Raw genomic sequence first — 18,877 nt, 5'->3', positions numbered from 1 at the left:
CGCCGCCTACGTACCGTGAAGGCTGTCAACGTGTACGAATATCGCTATATGGCCACTCCGGGACGAGCGGCCAGACGTGAGAACAACCTCCTGCAAATAGTCACATCGACGCTTCCACCGCTGGTTGAGCGCCGGTAATAAGAGCCCCATGACCCGACTGCATCGAAGGACGTTCCTCGTCGGTGGCCTTGCCGCCGCGGGTGCTCCGCTGATCGGCGCGAGCCCCGCGAGCGCGTTGGCCTACCCCTTCACCCTCGGGGTTGCGTCCGGCGAGCCCACCGCGAACGGCTTCGTTTTATGGACACGTCTTGCGCCAAGACCGTTGAACGCCGACGGCCTCGGCGGCATGCCGAACACCCCGGTCACCGTGGAGTGGCAGGTTGGCCTCGACCAGGCCTTCAGCCAGCTCGCTGCCTCCGGATCGGTCACGACCACGCAGGCCTCCGCGCACACCGTGCACGTCGAGGCAGCCGGTCTGCAGCCGGATCGTGAGTACTGGTACCGATTCCGCGCCGACGGCCACATCTCGCAGGTCGGACGCGCCCGCACGGCGCCCGCGGCAGGCTCGGGTTCCGCGCTGACGATGCTCTTCGCGTCCTGCGCGCACTACGAGATGGGCTACTACACGGCCTACCGCCGGATGGCCGAAGAGCGCCCCGATCTGATCCTGCACTTGGGCGACTACATCTACGAAAGCGGCGCCACGGCTGACCGCGTGCGTGCACACAACCCGTCCACCGAGATCACCGACCTGGCCGACTACCGCGTCCGGCACGCCCTGTACAAGATGGACGTCGACCTACAGGCGGCGCACGCGGCCGCGCCATGGGTTGTGGTGTGGGACGACCATGAGGTCGAGAACAACTACGCAAACCTTGTGCGCCAAGAGGGTCAAGGACCAGCGGGTGACTTCCGTGCACGCCGTGAGGCTGCGTATCGCGCGTATTACGAGCACATGCCGCTGCGTGCCGCGCAGGCGCCGGTGCGCGAGAACATGCAGCTGTTCCGCCGGGTGAACTGGGGTGGCCTGGCGACCTTCCACATGCTCGACACGCGTCAGTACCGCAGCGACCAGGCGTGCGGTGACGGCTCGCAGATCTGCCCGGACGCCGACGCGCCGAACCGTTCGCTGACCGGCAACGCACAGGAACAGTGGCTGCTTGACGGTATGGGCCAGAAGCTTGGCACGTGGGACATCATCGGCCAGCAGGTGTTCTTCGCGCAGAAGCTGGCTGCGGACGGCAAGCGCAGCATGGACGCGTGGGATGGCTACACGGCCAACCGCAAGCGGATCCAGGACGGCTGGCAGGCGCGTGGCAACACGAGCACTGTCGTGCTGACTGGTGACGTGCACCGCTCGTGGGCGTCGAACCTGATGAACAATTACTCCACTCAGGACAAGATCATCGGTACCGAGCTGGTCACCACTTCCGTCTCCTCCGACGGTGACGGCGACGCGTCGCAGACCGGTGTGACCCCGACGAACCCGCATGTGAAGTTCTTCAAGAACCTGCGCGGGTACGTCCGGACAAGGGTGAGCCCGACCCAGATGAACGTGGACTTCCGGTGCGTCGACAAGATCACGGTCCGGGACATGCCGATCAAGACCGTGCAGAGCTACGTGATCGAGGCCGGAAACCCCGGTCTGCAGGCGCCGTGATGGGGATGAACATGAAGCGCGTACTGACAATCACCGCGATCGCCATGCTCGGGTTGACCGGCACGGCCTTCGCTGACGGCACGATCACGTGGGCGGCGGCCAACAGCGCCTCCACCGGCGACCAGGACAACTCGGCGATCTCGGCCGTGCGAAACGGTTACGTCGCAGTGGTCTGGGAGGACGACCGCGACACCTCGGCGCCGGAAAACCCTGTACACAGCGATGTTTGGGTCCGCGTGTACCGGGATGGCGCCTCGCTGTACGAGAAGAAGCTGTCCGACAGCGGCGAAGGCAACTGGAGCCACGTACATCCCGATGTCTCGCTGCACGATGACGGCACGGCGGTCGTGGTGTGGGCTGATGACAAGGATGGCAACGGGTATTACCAGATCGCCGTGCGCACGTTGAACACCGCGGGCACGGTCACGGGTTCGGCGGTGGCGAACGCCGTCTCCGACGGGCAGCAGATCAACCCATCGGTGGCTGCCGACCCAGACGGCCCCGGATTCGCGGTCGCGTTCGAGGACAAGCAGGGCACAGCGGCACCGACTGTCCGATTGTCCGGCTTCAACTCGATCACAGCCAAGGGCTACGAGGTCCCGGTGAACGCGACTGGCGGTACGCATCAGCGTCCGGACGTGGCGATGGGCGCGGCCCAGAACGCGATCGTGGCGTGGGATGAGGACACGGACGCTGACGGCGCATTCAACGTGGCACGCAAGGCTTTCACACCGACTGGCACAGTCAAACTGGCACAGGCGGTGGTCAACGCGACGACTGATGGCCAGCAGCGGCGCCCGTCGATCGCTGCCAACTTCAACGGTGACTATGTGGTCGGCTGGGAGACCAACCACACCGGCACCGGGCAGATCGGTGTCCGCTCGTTCTCCGCGACCGGTGCGGCATCATCCACAGAGGACACTTACGTGCCCGGTACCGACCCGCAGGTGGGCATCGACGACCAGCGGGCAGCCGTGGTGAACTGGACGGCAGGCCAGGACATCTTCGTCCAAGGCCTCAACCCGGACGGCTCGACGGCCGGCCGCCAGCCCCGGATCACCGCGAACACCAACCTGGCCCTCCGCCAGGAAGAACCCGCAGTCGGCGTCAACGCGTGGGGCCAGATCTTCATGACCTACACCGATGACGCCGACGGCAACACGTACGACCAGGTCTACCTCGGCACGGGCCTGAACAACAGCACCTGGGGCTGAAAATCCCTCGTGAGTGGTTAGCAGGGTTAGAACACGTCTAACCACTCACGAGGGTCTATCAGGGGTTTATTGCCAGGAACAGGAACGCGGCGAGCAGGGCGAGGTGCACCCCGCCCTGCAACCGTGTTGCCCGGCCTGGCACGACGGTCAGGATCGCGACGACGAAAGTCAACGCCAGCAACACCATCTGAGTCGGTCCGAGCCCAAGCACCAACGGGCCGTCCAGCCAGATCGTCGCGACGGCGATGGCGGGGATCGTCAACCCGATGCTCGCCATCGCCGATCCGAACGACAGGTTGAGGCTCGTCTGCATCCGGTCCCGCCTGGCGGCGCGAACCGCAGCGAACGTCTCCGGCAGCAAGACCAGCAACGCGATCACCACACCCACGAAGGACTGCGGGAACCCGGCCGCCGCCACCCCGGCCTCGATCGCGGGCGACTCCACCTTGGCCAGCCCGACGACCGCGACCAGCGACAGCAGCAGCATCCCAAGACTGATCCACGCGGCTTTGGCGGTCGGCGGCGGCGCGTGGTCCTCCTCAGCGGACACACCGACCGGCAGGAAGAAGTCGCGGTGCTCCTTGGTCTGCGTGAACACGAACAGGATGTACAAAGCCAGCGACGCGGCTGCCGCGAACACGAGCTGACCTGTTGAGAACTCCGGTCCCGGTTTGCTCGTCGTGAACGTCGGCAGCACCAAACTCAGCGTCGCCAGCGTCACGACAGTCGCCAGTGCGGCGCCTGCCCCTTCGGCATTGAAGACCATCACGCGATGCCGCGTCGCACCGATCAGCAAAGCGATACCGACGATCCCGTTGCACGTGATCATGACGGCCGCGAAGACCGTATCCCTGGCCAACGATGCGGTCGCCGGACCACCCGAGACCATCAAGGTGACGATCAAAGCGACCTCGATGACAGTCACCGCCACCGCGAGCACGAGGGAGCCGAACGGCTCCCCGATCCTGTGCGCGACCACCTCCGCGTGATGCACCGCCGTGGACACGGCTCCCGCGAGCGCCGCAGCCACGATGATCACCAGGATGACGGGCAGGAAAACGCCCCATGTCAGTGCGAGAACGACCAACGCGAACAGCGGGACACTCAGCGGCCAGGACCGGATCACGGCTCTCATACCGTACACATTCGCACATCACGCGGCCGAGATCACATCAACATGAATGTCCCTTGTGGACTCCTGAAATCGGATCACGATGCCGCGCCGGAATTATCGTCTGCAAGAGTGACGAGAGTCATGTCTGACGAGCGGCTGTAAGCGCGCTGTCAGAGGCCTGTCATCGCCGCTCAGCACGATGGACGCCATGACGAGCTACGAAAAAGTACGCGAGGTTCTTGACTGGGCAGTGACCGAGGCCGGTGCGCCGAGCGTCGCCGTGCAGATCAAGGACGAGAACGGCACATGGTTCGGATCCCGCGGGCCACGCCGACCCGACGACCGGCGCGACACGGGTACCAGGCGAGCAGTTGCACACCGGTAGCGCCTCTAAGAGGGCATCTGATCTTAGTTAGGCAAGAATGTCTGCTTTGGGTGGATCGTTTCGCCAGGTTTGGGTGGATTCCCCGGTCAGGGTGCGGCTCATTATGTTAGTCATCGCCCAGTGGACCATCGTGCGCGACCGCTGGGGCAGGGCTTCGTAGTCGCGCGCGAGTCGGCGGTGTTGCATCAGCCAGCCCAGACTGCGCTCCACTACCCACCGCCGGGGCAACACGTGGAATCCCTTGGCAGAAGGGCGTTTGACGACCTCAACCCGGATACCCCGCTGGGCTCCATGACGGATGACTGTGTTGTTGTAGCCGCCGTCCACCCATGCCGCCGACACGGTCGGATGCGCAGCGGCGAGATGATCGAGAACCTGTTGCCCGCCAGCGGAATCCTGCACCGACGCCGCGGTCACGATTACCGCCAGCAGCAGGCCGAGCACATCGGTGGCGATGTGCCGTTTGCGGCCCTTGATCTTCTTGCCCGCGTCGATACCCTGACTGGATTCGCTGACATTGCAGGAGGTTTTCACGCTCTGCGAGTCGATGATCGCCGCCGTCGGGGCAGCAGCGCGGCCTTTCGCGACGCGGACTTGGTCACGCAACAGGTCATGCAGCGTTTCCGTTGTGCCATCGGCTTCCCACTTGGCGTAGTAGTCATAAACCGTCTTGCAGGGCGGGAAGTCGTGCGGCAGATACTCCCAGGCGATCCCGGTCCGGCACACGTACAGGATCGCGTTCACGATCTCCCGCAAGTCATGCACGCGCATCACGGTTCCCGGCCCACGCCGGGCAGCACGCCACGCCGTCAGCGTTGGCTCGATCAACGCCCAGCGAGCATCGGACAAGTCGCTGCGGTACGCACGCCGGGACCCCACAAGTTGATCAAGGTATCAGCCGTCACCCGACACAGACATATCGCCCCAACCAAGATCAGATGCCCTCTAAGGCCTACACCGCCGCGACCGTGCCGAAGCTGGCGGCGGAAGGCCGGTCGGACATCGACGACACCGTCGAACAATGGCTCCCCGGCGCGATGACGGACAACGGTTACGACGGCAGCAAGGTCACCATTCGGCAGCTGCTGTCCAACACCAGTGGCCTGTTCGCCACCGGGATCGCACTCGAGGTGCAGCGCCGGTACACGATCAGGTCCGCCTTCGCCAAGCACCGGTTTGACGTGTGGCAGCCCTCGGATGTGCTCGAACTCGCCACCTCACAACCTCCGATCGGCGCTCCCGGCGAGAAGTTCCGCTACTCGAACGGCGGTTTCGCGTTCGCCGCGGCGATCGTGGAGAAGGTCACCGGCAACGCCTTCGAGTCCGAAGTGGACCGGGCGGTGACCGAACCGCTCGGCCTGACCAACACTTTCATGCGGCACCGCGAGCAAACCGGATACCGCGGCAGGCACCCGAGGCTGTTCTCCAAGGTGTTCCTCGCCGAAGGCGTGCGCCCTGAGGATGTCACGCCGGAGAACTGGCCGTCCATGATGGAGGACCCGGCGCTGGAACCGTTGGACACCACCGAAGTGAACACGTCGTGGGGCTGGGGTGCGGCCAATGCCGTGGCACCGCTGGACGAGTTGATCCAGTTCTTCACCGCGATCACCACCGGCACCCTGCTCCCCAGGCCCAGCATGAGGACATGTGGAACACCGTGTCGACCGCGGGCTCGAATTGGCTGGCCAACACCCGTTACGGGCTGGGGCTCTACGATCTGACGCTGGCCGACGGGCAGGTGCTGCGTGACGTTTCCGGTGCGAGCATGGGAACCAACACCTTCGTGATGGGCACCCCGGACCGCAAACACACCGTGGCTGCCCATATCGCCAATGATTATTCCGGCTTTCCCGTCTTCGACCGGATTCTCGAAGCCGAGTTCGGTGCACGCGGTCTCGCGCTGGACGCCTGATGGCATCGGTGGGGTTGGCGGCGCCAACCCCACCGGGAGCTCTATGCGACTGCCGGGCTCACGACTGCCTTGGCGGGCAAGGGGTTGAGGCGGAAAACGGCGATGGCCGCGAGCAGGCTCACCGTGCACACGCCCGCGATGTACACGCTCACACCGGCTGTGCCGCCGGTCGAGGTCAGGATCGCGGTCGAGATCACCGGCGCCAGGCCGCCGCCGAGCAACGCGGCAAGCTGCAGCAACAGCGACGAACCCGAGTAGCGGACGTGGGCGGGGAACGTATCGGCCACGATCGCGCCCTGCAAACAGTGCGTGATCGAGATGATGATTCCCATGCCGAGCATCGCGGTGACCACGACCGCGGTGTTGCCAGTGTTGATCATCGGGAAGTACGCCGCCGCCCACACCACGGTCACCAGCGAGCCCCACAGGAACAGGCCGCGCCTGCCGTTGCGGTCGGCCAGCCATGTCCACAGTGGAATGGTGAGGAACCACAACACCGACGCCCCGGTCACGGTCAAAACCAGGAACTGCCGGTTCAGGCCGAGCTGGGTGGTGCCGTAGGACAGGCTGAACACCATGAACAGGTAGGCGACCGCGGAGCTGGCGATCAGCAGCAGCAACGTCAGTACGAGCCTGCCGACGCCGACGGACAGCGCTTCCTTCAACGGGAAACGTACGATCGCCTTGTCCGCAACGGCCTTGGCGAACGACGGGGTCTCGGTCACGCGCAGCCGGATGATCAGGCCGACGATCACGAGCGCGCCACTGAGCAGGAACGGGATCCGCCAGCCCCACGAGGTGAAGGCCGCGGGGGACATCGTCGCGCTGGTGATCAGGAAGACCGTGTTGGCCAAGACGAGACCTGCTGGCGTGCCCATCTGCGGGAAACCCGCGTACCGGTTGCGTTTGTCGTCCGGCGCGTGCTCGAGGGCTATCAGGTTCGCGCCCGCGTTCTCGCCACCGAGGCCGACGCCCTGCACCACCCGCAGCGCCACCAAGAGGATCGGCGCCCACACCCCGATCGTCGCGAAGCCGGGCAGCACGCCGATCAGCGTCGACCCGATGCCCATCAGCATCAGGGACACCACCAGGGTCATCTTGCGGCCGATCCGGTCACCGAAGTGGCCGAAGACCAGCCCACCGAGCGGCCGGGCGATGAACCCGACGGCGAACGTGGAGAAGGCGGCCAGTGTGCCAGCGGCGGGCGACAACGATGGGAAGAAGGCCCGGTTGAAGATCAGTGCCGACGCGGTGCCGTAAAGGAAGAAGTCGTACCATTCCAATGTCGCGCCGGTCAGAGTCGCCAGTGCGACCTTTCGTCGCGATGCGGTGGCTAATTCGCCCATAGTCGCCTACCCGGGTCGATTTGCGGTAATGGCGAAGAGCGTGACCCGGATGACATTCCCGCACAAATACCCAACACCGGCGTAGCCATGCCCGCATGGTATATCGAGCCATAGCCATGTGGGTATACCGCCAGCCTGGATACGCATTTGTGGGGCATGACCAGGCGCGCAAGAGTGGAACTATGACAGCGATCCGCACCTTCGTCGGCGGGCGGTTCATCGATCCGGAACCCGGCCACTCCTTCGACAAGACCAACCCCGCGACCGGCCAAATCTTCGCGACCGTGCACGAGGCCGACGCCGATGTCGTCGACCAGGCGGTCGCCGCGGCACGGGCCGCGGCCGCCGGATGGGGCCGGACCCCGGTCCGTGAGCGGGCCGCGGTGCTGCGCCGAGCCGCCGACGGGATCGAAGCCCGCTTCGACGAGTTCGTCGCGGCCGAGGTCGCGGATACCGGAAAACCGGTCGTTCTGGCCAGAGAACTGGATGTCGCCAGGGCGTCGGCAAATTTCCGGACATACGCCGATGTCGTTTCCGCGGCCGGGCAAGAATCGTTTCTCACGGACCTTCCCGGCGGCAAGCAGGCATTGAACTACGCGGTGCGGAAACCGTTGGGCGTGGTCGCGGTGATCGTGCCGTGGGATCTCCCGTTGCTCCTGCTGACCTGGAAGGTCTCAGCGGCGCTGGCGTGCGGCAACACCGTGGTGGTCAAGCCGAGCGAGTTCACCCCGTCGACCGCGACGCTGCTCGCCGAGGTCCTGGCTGACGCCGGGTTGCCCGCAGGCGCGTACAACGTCGTGCACGGCTTTGGTGCCACGGGCGCCGCGCTGGCCGGACATCGCGGGATCGATGGCGTGACGTTCACCGGGTCCACGGCTACCGGAACGCGTGTCATGCAGACGGTCGCGCCGCGTGTGCGGCCGGTGTCGTTCGAACTCGGCGGCAAGAACGCCGCCGTGGTGTTCGACGACGTCGACTTGGACGAGGCAGTGACCGGCCTGAGCCGGGCGATCTTCACCAACACCGGGCAGGTCTGTCTGTGCACCGAACGGGTGTACGTCCAGCGCCCGATCTTCGAGGACATCGCCGCCGGACTGGTCGAACGAGCCAAAGCCCTCAAACTCGGCAACCCGACCGACGAGAGCACCACGACCGGGCCGCTGATCTCCCAGCAGCACCGGGACAAGGTCCGCAGTTACCTCGCGCTCGCCGAGCAGGAAGGCGCGAAGGTGCTGACCGGCGGCGGCGTGCCTGAGCTGGGCGCGGATCTGGACGGTGGCTCCTGGATCGAGCCGACGCTGTGGACGGGTCTGTCCAATTCGGACCGGACGCTGCGTGAGGAGATCTTCGGGCCGGTGGCCGCACTGATCCCGTTCGACAGCGAGGAACAAGCCATCGATCTGGCCAACGACACCGACTATGGCCTTGCCGCCTCGGTGTGGACGAACGACCTGCGGCGCGGGCACCGGGTCGCGCAGGCGATGAACGTGGGCATGTCGTGGGTGAACACCTGGTTCCTGCGTGACCTGCGGTCTCCCTTCGGCGGGATGGGGATGTCCGGTATCGGGCGTGAGGGAGGAATGTCCGCGATGGAGTTCTACACCGAGCCGACGAACATATGCGTGGCATTGTGAGCAGCATGATCGAGGAACTCGCCGAGCGCCTTGACGGCGCACAGCTGAACGCCGAAGACACCCCGAGCCTTGCCGACACCCACGAGATCGACATCGACCAAGCGTACGAGATCCAGCAGGCCGTGGTCGACCGGCGGCTGGCCCGGGGAGAGACGCTGACCGGGGTCAAACTCGGATTCACCAGCGAGGCCAAGATGGCCCAGATGGGCGTGTCCGAGGTGATCGTCGGCCGGATCACCGACGGGATGGCGCACGTTCAGGACAGCCTGATCGACATCAGCCGGTACATTCATCCGAAGGTCGAGCCGGAGATCGCCTACCGGCTGGCACGCGACGTCGACGGCAGCGTGCCCATCGAGTCCTGTGTGGACGCCGTAGCGGCCGCGGTCGAGATCATCGACTCGCGCTACCGGGACTTCCGGTTCACCTACACCGATGTCGTCGCGGACAACACCTCGGCGGCCGGATATGTGATCGGGCCTTGGCAGGAGTTCGGTGACGTGAACAACCGGTCCGTCCGCCTGGAGGTTGGCTCGGCCGAGGTCACGGGCTCGACCAGTGCGATCCTCGGCGACCCCGCCCGGGCACTGACCGCGTTGGAGGAGGTCGCCAAGCGCAGGGGAATCGAACTGCGGGCCGGGTACGTCATCCTGGCTGGTGCCGCGACCGCGGCGATCCCGTTGACTCCTGGCCCGGTCGAGTGCCGGATCGATGGCCTTGGCGCGGTTTCGTTCATTGGAGAATCATGACCGACGCACGGACGATCCAGGGCCTAGCCAAGCCACGCGGCCGGTTCCCGCACGTCAAGGTGTCCGGCGACATGATCTTCGTATCGGGGACGAGCTCGCGGCTGCCGGACAACTCGTTCGCGGGCGTGGAAGTCGACGAACTCGGTACGACCAATTTGGACATCCGGACGCAGACCCGTGCCGTTATCGAGAACATCGGCCGGATCCTGTCCGAAGTGGACGCCAGTCTCGCCGACGTCGTTCAGATCACGACGTTTCTGGTGTCGATGAACGACTTCGGTGGCTACAACGAAGTGTACGCCGAGTACTTCGACGAGAACGGACCAGCGCGCACGACAGTGGCGGTCCATCAGCTGCCGCATCCGCATCTGTTGATCGAGATACAGGCTATCGCACGGAAAACGAGGTGAATCACCATGGCAGAACTCCCGCCAGTGATCAACTTCCACGGCTGGATCGACGAGCACGGGCACCTGCTCAAACCGCCCGTGAACAACAAGACCATGGCATTGGGTGACGACTTCATCGTGCAGATCGTCGGCGGCCCGAACAAGCGCACGGACTTCCACCACGAGCCGTACGAGGAGTGGTTCTTCCAGATCAAGGGCGACATGCACGTCGACGTGATGACCGATGACGGCCCACGGACCGTGCACATCCGCGAAGGCGAAACCTGGCTGCTGCCAGGCAACACCCCGCATTCCCCGCAGCGCCCCGATCCGAACTCCGTCGGCCTTGTCATCGAACGGGTCCGCGAGGAAGGCAAGCGCGAACGGTTCCAGTGGTACTGCATGGACTGCGACGCGATGATCCACGAGGTCGAACTGCAGGTGCGTGACATCGTCGCCGACCTGCCGCCGGTGTTCGAACAGTTCTACAAGTCCGAGGCGGCGCGGACCTGCCCGAAGTGCGGCGCACTACACCCAGGCAAGGGCTGACATGATCGACATCCACACACACTACGTGCCCAACGGCTGGCAGGCGCTCGACCTCGGTCCCGATTCACCGTGGCTGAGAATGGAGTCCGAATCGGACGCCATGATCATGCTGGGGTCCAAGGAGTTCCGCCGGATCCAGGCCAACTGCTGGGACGCGGATCTGCGGCTGGCCGATATGGACGCGGACGGCGTGGACATCCAGGTGGTCTCCCCCACTCCCGCGTTCTTCAACTACGGCCGCTCGGCCGAGGAAGCCACGAAGATCTCCCGGATCTTCAACGACCGCGCGCTGGAGATCGTGTTACCGGCAACCGGCCGCCTCCTGCCGTTCTGTCAGGTTCCCTTGCAGGACACCGATGCCGCGTGCCGCGAGCTGGACCGCTGTGTCGCGAATGGACACCGTGGCGTGGAGATCGGCAACCACATCGGCGATCTGGACTTGGACAGCGAAGGCGTTGTCACGTTCCTGCAGCACTGTGCTTCGCTGGACGTGCCGGTGTTCGTGCACCCGTGGGACATGGTGAGCTCGCCGCGGTCGGACCGGTGGATGGCGCAGTGGTTGACGGGCATGCCCGCCGAGACGCACCTGTCGATCCTGGCGTTGATCCTCGGTGGCGTGTTCGACCGGATCGACGACCGGCTGAAGATCTGCTTCGCGCACGGCGGCGGGTCGTTCGCGTTCTGGCTCGGCCGGTTCGAGAACGCCTGGCACCACCGGCACGACGTGATCGGCACGTCCGAGTTCCCGCCGTCGCACTACATTGGACGGTTCGCAGTGGACTCGGTGGTGTTCGACGAACGCGCGCTGCGCCTTCTGGTCGACACCGTCGGCGCGGACAGCGTGATGGTGGGCAGCGTCAACCCGACACTGTGGCCGATCTGGTCGAGCGAGACGTCCAGCCGGGCGAATTTCGGCTCGCCGCGCGCGATCAGACTTGGCAGGGCGGCGATGACGTCGTTGGCCAGCAACAGTTCCCGGACAGTCAGGAACGACGTCGCCTCGACCCGGTTGGCGGGCAACGGAATCCCGTTGCGAGCGAAGAACTCCTCCAGCTCGCGGCGCAGCACGGTCTCCTGGCCAGGCAGGATCCACGGGTACTCGCCGAGCTCGGCAGGCGCGATCCCGGTCCGTCCGGCCAGCGGATGCGTCGGCCGGACGATCAGGTCGACGAACTCGTCGTAAAGCTTGCGGCGCTCGATCTGCTCGTCCGACGGCGCGGTGAGCCGCCCGACGATCATGTCGACCCGTCCAGCGACCAGCTCGACCAGCAGCGGCTCGGGCGCGGCCTCCCGGACGACGACTGTCAGATATGGATGGTCAGCCTTGATCTTGGTGATTGCCCTTGGCAGCAACATGTTCGAGCCCGCGAGGTGAATGCCGACCACCACGGTCCCCCTGACCGCGTCGGCCAGTTCGACGATGTGCCTGCCAGCTTCGGTCAACTGCGCGAGGACGGCCCTGGCATGTTCGGCGAACGCGGCGCCGTAGACCGTCGGGGTGATGCCGCGAGGGCCGCGGTCGAACAGCGTAACGCCAAGGATCTCTTCGAGCTCGTGCAGGCCGCGCGTTGCCACCGGTTGGGTGACATGCAGTTGCACCGCGGCGCCGACCACGCTTCCCTGGCGCAGCAACGCGTCCAACAGCACGAGGTGCCGCAGTTTCAAGCGTCCGTCCAGCAGGCGTGGCGTTTTCATGGCACGACAATAGTCCCGAGTGGAGTGGATCGTGGTTGTCCGCACCGGTCCGATCCGGTATGCCGAGGCGAAACGCTTCGGTTTGCCAGAACGGGTGGACTCCAGTCAGTCAAGCGGCCAGATCTGCCCGCAGGCACGGTCACGCCTCGAACACGTCATGGGCCCGCCACACGACGCCCACCCACAGGGCGAAGACTGCCTGAACCTGTCGATCACCACTCCTGCCTTGGACGCCGGGCAGCGTCCGGTGATGGTGTTCCTGCACGGCGGCGGATTCTTGGGCGGCGGCGGGCTGTTCGACTGGTACGACGGCTCCACGTTGTCCGCCGAGGGCAACGTCGTGGTCGTCAGCATCAACTACCGGCTCGGTGTCTTCGGCTACCTCTTCGCCGACGGAGTCAGCCCAGGCAACCTCGGCCTGCACGACCAAGTGGCAGCCCTGCAATGAGGTAATCTCACCAAGATTCTGGTTCGTTTGTTGAGCCGCGAAGCTGCTCGGACGAGCGCTGGTCGATGTGCTGGGGAGTGGTGAGACCCGGGGAAAGATGGGCGGGGAGCCCTTGGTAGAACTGGATTTGCGAAGATCAAGTCCGGACCAGAAGGCTCCCCGTGATTGCGTATCGTGCCATGCTCGATGTCCCGCGTGAACTGGCCCTCTACCTCAGCCGGCTGCTGCACGCCGAACGCCGCCGACGCGGCACCCGCAAGAACAGCAGGGCGTTGACCTGCTTTCGCCACGCGGTGCTGGGCCTGCGCTGGTTCCGGCAGAACACCGACGTCCCCGCCCTGGCTCGCGATCACGGCATCTCCCGCGCCACCGGCTACCGCTACTTGGATGAGGTCGTCATCGTGCTCGCCGAGCAGGCGCCGGACCTGCATGAGGCCCTGCAGCGGGCCAAGGATGAGGGCACGGCCTACGTGATCCTCGATGGAAAGGTCTTCTCCGCCGATCGCTGTAGCGAGAAAACGTTGAGCGTGAAAGGCGAGCCGATCGACCTGTGGTACTCCGGCAAAGCCCGCGAGCACGGCGGCAACATCCAAGCGCTGTGCGCGCCGGACGGTTTTCCGTGGTGGGTCTCGGATGTCGAGCCCGGTTCACTCCATGACTTGACCGTGGCGCGCGAGCATGTGCTGGGTGCGCTGTACTGGGCCGCCTCGCACCTTGATCTGCCGACGCTGGCCGATGGCGGCTACGACGGTGCCGGCATCGGCGTGCACACCCCGGTCAAACAGCCTGCCGATGGCCAGGTCCTCGACGTGGACACCCGCACACGCAACGCTCTGCTGCGTGGCCTACGGTGTCTGGGCGAACGTGGTTTCGCCCTACTCACCGAACGCTGGCGCAGCCTGCGGCATCTCACCGCCAACCCCAGCAAGATCGGCGACATCATCAAAGCCGCCCTTGTCCTCACGCATTTCGAACACGGCAAGATCGCGTGAAAGTCGCTGAGATCACCTCAATGGGTAATGGAGAACATTTCCCACTATGGCGGCGACCCGTCACAGGTGACAGTTTTCGGGCAATCCGCGGGCGCGATGTCCATTCGTTGGTTGCTGGACCATCCCGAGCGACTGTTCCGCCGAGCCATCATCCAGAGTGACCCACGAATCGTGAATCCGCTCTCTTTCCAAGACGCCACCGAAGTCAGCAAGACATTCCTCGGCTATCTCGAAGGCGACCCGATTTCAGCGTCGCCAGATGAAATCCTGAACGGGTTGCACCGGGTTAATTCGGAGAATCCGGCAACCAAGGGCGCGAATATCCCACTACCATTCCGGCCGGTTTCGACCGGGTGGGAAGCACGGGATTTGACCGGGATCGACGTCATATACGGGTGGAATTCCGACGAGCTTGCCGCGTTCGGCGGACCCCTCGACAGCGGGTTCTTCGCCGATCCCGAACTGAGCTTCGCGGCCTCGCTGAAAGAACGCGGCGCCCAGGTCTTCCCGTACCACCTCTCCTGGCGGCCAGCCGGTTCCCCGTTCGGGTCGACACACTGCGTGGAGCTGCCGCTACTGCTCGGATCGGCCGCAGCGTGGGCCGGTTCGCCAATGCTCGGCGACGTCCCGTGGGACGAGGTGGACCGGCTCGGCCAGCAGATCCGCGCTTCCTGGCTGTCGTTCGCCAAGACCGGCGTTCCCAAGCCCGTTGACCATTTGCCTTTCGAATGGCTGTGAAAACTTCGACGCGACGATGAGCCGCACCCGAGAACCCCCAGATGCCCTCGGGTGCGTTCGGCTGACGTCGATCAGACCGTCTGCGGCGCCACCTCGCGGTGGTGCCACTCCCGATCGTCGTGCTTGCGGTGCATTCGCGCCTCTCCTTGTGCCACTCTTCGATCTCTCACGGTTACCGGGTGACCCCGACTGCCGTTGCTTGATCTAATCGTGGATAGGTTGTTCCGTATCGACCGTCGCGCACCGAACAAACAAACCGGGAACAACGCGCGCCGGTATCGCTTGCTGGAGGAACACCATGCCGAGAGCTGAGCGTCCGCTGGCAACGGGCGATTCGGCACTGTTGCGATTCGCCGCCGACCTGCGGTTGTTGCGACAGAAAGCCGGCAATCCGACGTACCGGGAGCTCGCCAGACAGGCGCATTTCTCGGTGACGACGCTGTCCAGTGCCGCCAACGGCCGTCAACTGCCGAGTCTGAACGTGGCCCTGGCCTACGTGCGGGTGTGTGGCGGGGACGAGGCCGAGTGGGAGCAGCGGTGGCACGAGGTCGCGGCCGAGACGGCGATCGCCGAACTTGAAGCGGTACCAGGCGAATCGGACACTCAGTCGCCGTACGTCGGCCTCGCGGCGTTCCAGCCGGAGGACGCGGAGTGGTTCCACGGCCGCGAGCGACTCGTCGACGAACTCGCCGAACGCATGACGCGCCAGCGGTTCGTGGCTGTCTTCGGCGCGTCGGGCGCGGGCAAGTCGTCGCTGATGCGCGCCGGTTTGGTTCCCCGGTGGCCGGGACCGGTGGTGTTGTTCACTCCTGGCCCGCACCCGGTTGAGGAGACGGCAGTCCACATCGCGCGTCTGGCTGGTACCGCTCCCGGTCAGCTGTACACCGATCTCATGGCAGACGCGCAAATCTCCACCGAGCCGTGCGGATGGCGGTGGACGAGGACCTGCTGATCGTCGTCGACCAGTTCGAGGAGGCGTTCACGCTCTGCCGTGACGAGGCCGAGCGCACCAGGTTCATCGATCTGTTGCTCACCGCCGTGAACAGCCCGAACAGCCGTGCGCGCGTGGTTCTCGGCGTGCGTGCCGACTTCTACGGCCACTGCACGCAGCACCCGCATCTCGTTGCCGCCATGGCGGACGCACAGGTCGCGGTCGGCCCGATGACCACGGATGAGTTGCGGCGCGCCATTGTTCAGCCCGCGGTCCGGGCTGGCTGCGCGGTCGAAGGCGCGTTGTTGGCCGAACTTGTCGCACAGGCCTCAGGGAATGCCGGTGTGCTGCCACTGTTGTCGCATGCACTACGAGAGACGTGGCTTCGGCGTAAGGGAAACACGCTCACCCTCGCCGGTTTCCAAGCAGCCGGAGGTATCGACGGTGCGCTCGCACACACCGCCGAGACTGTCTACTCAGGCCTGAGTGATGAGCGGAAACTGCTGGTACGAGACCTTTTCCTGCGTCTGACCGCGCTCGGCGAAGGCACAGAGGACACCAAACGTAGGATCACCGGATCCGAAGTGGACGACGACATGGCCGACGTCGTCGATGTCCTCGCCGAGGCACGTCTGATCACGATTGCCGACAATGCCGTGGAAATCGCGCACGAAGCGTTGATCCGCGCGTGGCCACGGTTGCGGCAATGGCTGGCGGTCGACCGGGAAGGACTGCGGACACATCGGCATCTGACCGAGGCCGCGCAGGAATGGTCCACGCTCAAACAGGATCCGGGCGCGCTTTATCGTGGCTCCCGGCTCGTCGTCGCCAAAGAATGGGCAGGCAAGGAGAACGCCTCACTCAATCCGGTCGAGCGCGCATTTCTGACCGCGAGTGTTGATCAAGAGGAACGGGAAACCGCGAAGGACCGGCGCAGAGCGCGGCAATTGCGTTATCTCGCGGCCGGTCTGGCTGTGTTATTGATCGTCGTCACCGCGATCTCGGTGATCGCGATACGTGAGCGGGACGACGCCGAACAAGCACAACGGGTCGCGGTCTCCCGGCAACTGGCCACACAGGCGTTGACGATCGCGGAATCCGATCCAGGCCGGGCGAAACTGCTCAGCCTGCACGCGTACCGCACCGCGCCGACACTCGAAGCGCGCAGTGCCCTGATGAGCATGTCCGGGCACCGCGAGTACCGCACCGAGATCCAAGGACACGAGGGTCCCGTGTCCGAACTCGCGTTTCTGCCGAACGGAACGCTCCTCAGCGCAGGCAAGGACCGGACCCTCGCGCGGTGGGATCCGGTGCGCCGCACCCGCATCGCGGCGATGACCGGGCACAACGAGTGGATCAAGGCGATCGGAGTCAGCCAGGACGGCAAGCTCGCGGCGACCGGCGGCGACGACAACCGGATCATGCTGTGGGACTTGGAGAAGCGTGAGTCCATCGGCTCGTTGACTGGGCACACGGACATCATCAGGGAAGTCGATTTCACCCCGGACGGCCGGATGGTCGTGTCGACGAGCAGTGACAAGACAGTGCGCCTCTGGGACGTGGCACAACGCGCGAACGTAGCCACGTTCACCGACTTCACGGCCGCGATCGGCGGCCTCGCGATCAGCCCGGACGGCAAGACACTCGCCACCGGCGACGAAGCCAAAACCCTTGTCCTGTGGGACATTCCGAGCCGGACACGGCTGGCGACCCTCGCTGGGCACATGGGCGAAGTCAGGACCTTGGACTTCAGCCCGGACGGCACGATGCTCGCGTCCGCTGGCAGGGGCGCGGAAGTACACGTATGGGATGTGCGAACCCGCACCGAGATCGCGACCTTCACCGGGCACTCCGGCGAAGCGGTGATCTCCCTGAAGTTCAGCCCGGACGGCAGAACGATCGCCAGTGCCGGAAACGACCTCGTCGTGCGCCTGTGGGACCTTCCCAATCGCGTGCCAAGGGCCGTGCTCGCCGGTCACCAGGCCAACGTCTACACACTGGCCTTCAGCCCGGACGGAATCAAGCTCGCGTCCGCGGGCGAAGAAGGCAAGATCATCGTCTGGGACCCGCGGGCAGCCGCGTTGACCAGCCCGCCGGGCAGACTGGTGCACGACCTCGAGTTCACCCCGGACGGCCGCACCCTGGTCAGTGTCGGCGACGGCCACCGCACGCTCTGGGACGTCAAGAGTCGCACGCCCCAGAAGATCCTGAACCCCAGCGGTGTGATGGTGAACGGCGTGGCGATCAGCCCGGACGGCCGCACAATCGTGACCGGGCTGGAGGATCCACGGATACCGATCGGGCAACCCGGCAACGACCTGGAGATATGGGACCCCACAACATCCGAACCACCGACGAGCTTGGCCGGCCACACCGGCGGGATCATGGATGTGGCACTGAGTCCCGACGGGCGGACGGCCGCGTCGATGAGCAAAGACGAGACCGCGATCCTGTGGGACGTCCCGAATCGCCGCAAACTGGCCACTCTGGACGTTGGCGCGGTGGCGACCGGAATCGCCTTCAGCCCGGACGGACGGCTGGTTGCCATTGCCGATCACGACAACTTCATCACTGTGTGGGACGTGGCGACGCGGTCCCGCAAGGCGCAACTGAGCGGTCACAGCGGCTGGGCACGGAGTGTCGCGTTCAGTCCAGACGGGCAGATTCTCGCCTCGACGAGCGCGGACCAGACCGTGATCCTGTGGGATGTCGCCACGGGAAAGCAGATCAACCGGTTGACCGGGCACAAGGAGGCGTACTTCCACGGGCTGGCGTTCAGCCCGGACGGCAAGACGATCGCGTACACCAGCGCGGACAACACTGTGCTGCTGTGGGACGTCGAACGTGGTGCGGTGTCGGCCCGATTGACCGGGCATTTGGCCGGGGTGCGAGCGGTCACGTTCAGCCCAGACGGCAAAACCCTGGCGACCGCGGGCGCTGACGGCACGATCATCATGTGGGAGACCGATCCTGAACGTGTCGCCAGCGGCATCTGCGACACGATCGCGCGGACTTTCACCGAGGAGGAATGGGCCCAGTTCGTGCCAGAGCTGCCGCACCAAAACCCCTGCTAGCACCTCGTGAGTGGTTAGACGCGCTCTAACGCGTCTAACCACTCACG

Annotated in this window: 18 protein-coding genes and 1 pseudogene; 15 read left to right on the top strand and 4 right to left on the bottom strand. The window is 65.2% G+C overall.

All coding sequences use genetic code 11. From position 1 onward, the window contains the following. The first annotated feature begins 148 nt into the window (after positions 1 to 148). Both LWC34_RS13750 and LWC34_RS13745 read left to right on the top strand, forming a co-directional pair. A complete protein-coding gene (locus LWC34_RS13750) occupies positions 149 to 1,660 on the top strand; it encodes an alkaline phosphatase D family protein (RefSeq protein WP_233725438.1) in 1,512 nt (503 codons plus the stop codon). Positions 1,661 to 1,671: 11 nt separating this feature from the next. Continuing rightward, positions 1,672 to 2,874: a hypothetical protein gene (locus LWC34_RS13745; RefSeq protein ID WP_233725437.1), complete on the top strand. Its 1,203-nt coding sequence runs from the start codon at positions 1,672 to 1,674 to the stop codon at positions 2,872 to 2,874. A 58-nt stretch (positions 2,875 to 2,932) separates the two neighbouring features. Here LWC34_RS13745 and LWC34_RS13740 read toward each other — a convergent pair whose 3' ends face one another. Next, positions 2,933 to 4,009: a calcium:cation antiporter gene (locus LWC34_RS13740; protein WP_233725436.1), complete on the bottom strand. Its 1,077-nt coding sequence runs from the start codon at positions 4,007 to 4,009 to the stop codon at positions 2,933 to 2,935. Between the two features lie 187 nt (positions 4,010 to 4,196). Between LWC34_RS13740 and LWC34_RS13735 the strand changes: the two genes are divergently transcribed. Continuing rightward, entirely contained in the window at positions 4,197 to 4,373 is a 177-nt protein-coding gene (locus LWC34_RS13735) for a hypothetical protein (RefSeq protein ID WP_233725435.1), read from the top strand. 27 nt (positions 4,374 to 4,400) lie between these two features. On the opposite strand, the gene LWC34_RS13730 is transcribed toward LWC34_RS13735, so the two are convergent. After that, positions 4,401 to 5,252: an IS5 family transposase gene (locus LWC34_RS13730; RefSeq protein WP_233722595.1), complete on the bottom strand. Its 852-nt coding sequence runs from the start codon at positions 5,250 to 5,252 to the stop codon at positions 4,401 to 4,403. Between the two features lie 59 nt (positions 5,253 to 5,311). Between LWC34_RS13730 and LWC34_RS13725 the strand changes: the two genes are divergently transcribed. Then, positions 5,312 to 6,094 (top strand): serine hydrolase domain-containing protein, encoded by a 783-nt coding sequence (locus LWC34_RS13725; RefSeq protein WP_233725434.1) that lies wholly within the window; start codon positions 5,312 to 5,314, stop codon positions 6,092 to 6,094. Then, positions 6,019 to 6,285: a hypothetical protein gene (locus LWC34_RS13720; protein WP_233725433.1), complete on the top strand. Its 267-nt coding sequence runs from the start codon at positions 6,019 to 6,021 to the stop codon at positions 6,283 to 6,285. Before LWC34_RS13725 ends, LWC34_RS13720 begins: the two co-directional genes overlap by 76 nt. A 41-nt stretch (positions 6,286 to 6,326) precedes the next feature. Here LWC34_RS13720 and LWC34_RS13715 read toward each other — a convergent pair whose 3' ends face one another. Next, on the bottom strand, positions 6,327 to 7,631 hold the full coding sequence (locus LWC34_RS13715; protein WP_233725432.1) for an MFS transporter: 1,305 nt from the start codon (positions 7,629 to 7,631) through the stop codon (positions 6,327 to 6,329). A 182-nt stretch (positions 7,632 to 7,813) separates the two neighbouring features. On the opposite strand from LWC34_RS13715, the gene LWC34_RS13710 reads away from it, so the two are divergent. The 5 genes and pseudogenes from LWC34_RS13710 to LWC34_RS13690 all read left to right on the top strand — a co-directional run. Further along, positions 7,814 to 9,265 carry a 2-hydroxymuconic semialdehyde dehydrogenase gene (locus LWC34_RS13710; protein ID WP_233725431.1) on the top strand — a complete coding sequence of 484 codons (1,452 nt, stop codon included), beginning with the start codon at positions 7,814 to 7,816 and terminating at the stop codon, positions 9,263 to 9,265. A 5-nt stretch (positions 9,266 to 9,270) separates the two neighbouring features. Further along, positions 9,271 to 10,014 (top strand): 2-keto-4-pentenoate hydratase, encoded by a 744-nt coding sequence (locus LWC34_RS13705; RefSeq protein ID WP_233725430.1) that lies wholly within the window; start codon positions 9,271 to 9,273, stop codon positions 10,012 to 10,014. Next, entirely contained in the window at positions 10,011 to 10,424 is a 414-nt protein-coding gene (locus LWC34_RS13700; protein WP_233725429.1) for a RidA family protein, read from the top strand. Before LWC34_RS13705 ends, LWC34_RS13700 begins: the two co-directional genes overlap by 4 nt. A gap of 6 nt (positions 10,425 to 10,430) precedes the next feature. Further along, the gene (locus tag LWC34_RS13695) at positions 10,431 to 10,952 is read left to right on the top strand and encodes a 3-hydroxyanthranilate 3,4-dioxygenase (RefSeq protein WP_233725428.1); all 522 of its coding nucleotides are present in this window, start codon (positions 10,431 to 10,433) and stop codon (positions 10,950 to 10,952) included. Between the two features lies 1 nt (position 10,953). Continuing rightward, positions 10,954 to 11,784: pseudogene (locus tag LWC34_RS13690) on the top strand (amidohydrolase family protein); the annotation flags it as partial. Here the strand turns inward: LWC34_RS13690 and LWC34_RS13685 are convergent. Then, positions 11,709 to 12,647 carry a LysR substrate-binding domain-containing protein gene (locus tag LWC34_RS13685; RefSeq protein ID WP_233725427.1) on the bottom strand — a complete coding sequence of 313 codons (939 nt, stop codon included), beginning with the start codon at positions 12,645 to 12,647 and terminating at the stop codon, positions 11,709 to 11,711. The pseudogene LWC34_RS13690 and the gene LWC34_RS13685 overlap by 76 nt on opposite strands. Before the next feature lie 19 nt (positions 12,648 to 12,666). On the opposite strand from LWC34_RS13685, the gene LWC34_RS13680 reads away from it, so the two are divergent. The 5 genes from LWC34_RS13680 to LWC34_RS13660 all read left to right on the top strand — a co-directional run bounded on the left by LWC34_RS13680 (position 12,667) and on the right by LWC34_RS13660 (position 18,830). Continuing rightward, positions 12,667 to 13,095, top strand: coding sequence for a carboxylesterase family protein (locus LWC34_RS13680; protein WP_233725426.1), 429 nt, complete (start codon positions 12,667 to 12,669; stop codon positions 13,093 to 13,095). 161 nt (positions 13,096 to 13,256) lie between these two features. Continuing rightward, complete coding sequence (locus LWC34_RS13675) at positions 13,257 to 14,087, top strand: transposase family protein (RefSeq protein WP_233722716.1); 831 nt, start codon at positions 13,257 to 13,259, stop codon at positions 14,085 to 14,087. Between the two features lie 27 nt (positions 14,088 to 14,114). After that, complete coding sequence (locus LWC34_RS56865) at positions 14,115 to 14,825, top strand: carboxylesterase family protein (RefSeq protein ID WP_284051442.1); 711 nt, start codon at positions 14,115 to 14,117, stop codon at positions 14,823 to 14,825. A 298-nt stretch (positions 14,826 to 15,123) separates the two neighbouring features. Continuing rightward, positions 15,124 to 15,777 carry a helix-turn-helix domain-containing protein gene (locus tag LWC34_RS13665; protein WP_233725425.1) on the top strand — a complete coding sequence of 218 codons (654 nt, stop codon included), beginning with the start codon at positions 15,124 to 15,126 and terminating at the stop codon, positions 15,775 to 15,777. After that, the gene (locus LWC34_RS13660; protein ID WP_233725424.1) at positions 15,753 to 18,830 is read left to right on the top strand and encodes a WD40 repeat domain-containing protein; all 3,078 of its coding nucleotides are present in this window, start codon (positions 15,753 to 15,755) and stop codon (positions 18,828 to 18,830) included. The genes LWC34_RS13665 and LWC34_RS13660 overlap by 25 nt, the downstream gene beginning before the upstream one ends. The last annotated feature ends 47 nt before the right edge of the window (positions 18,831 to 18,877 follow it).

Source organism: Kibdelosporangium philippinense (assembly GCF_021390435.2).
Taxonomy (GTDB): domain Bacteria; phylum Actinomycetota; class Actinomycetes; order Mycobacteriales; family Pseudonocardiaceae; genus Kibdelosporangium; species Kibdelosporangium philippinense.
This window is presented reverse-complemented; position numbering and strand designations above follow the sequence as displayed.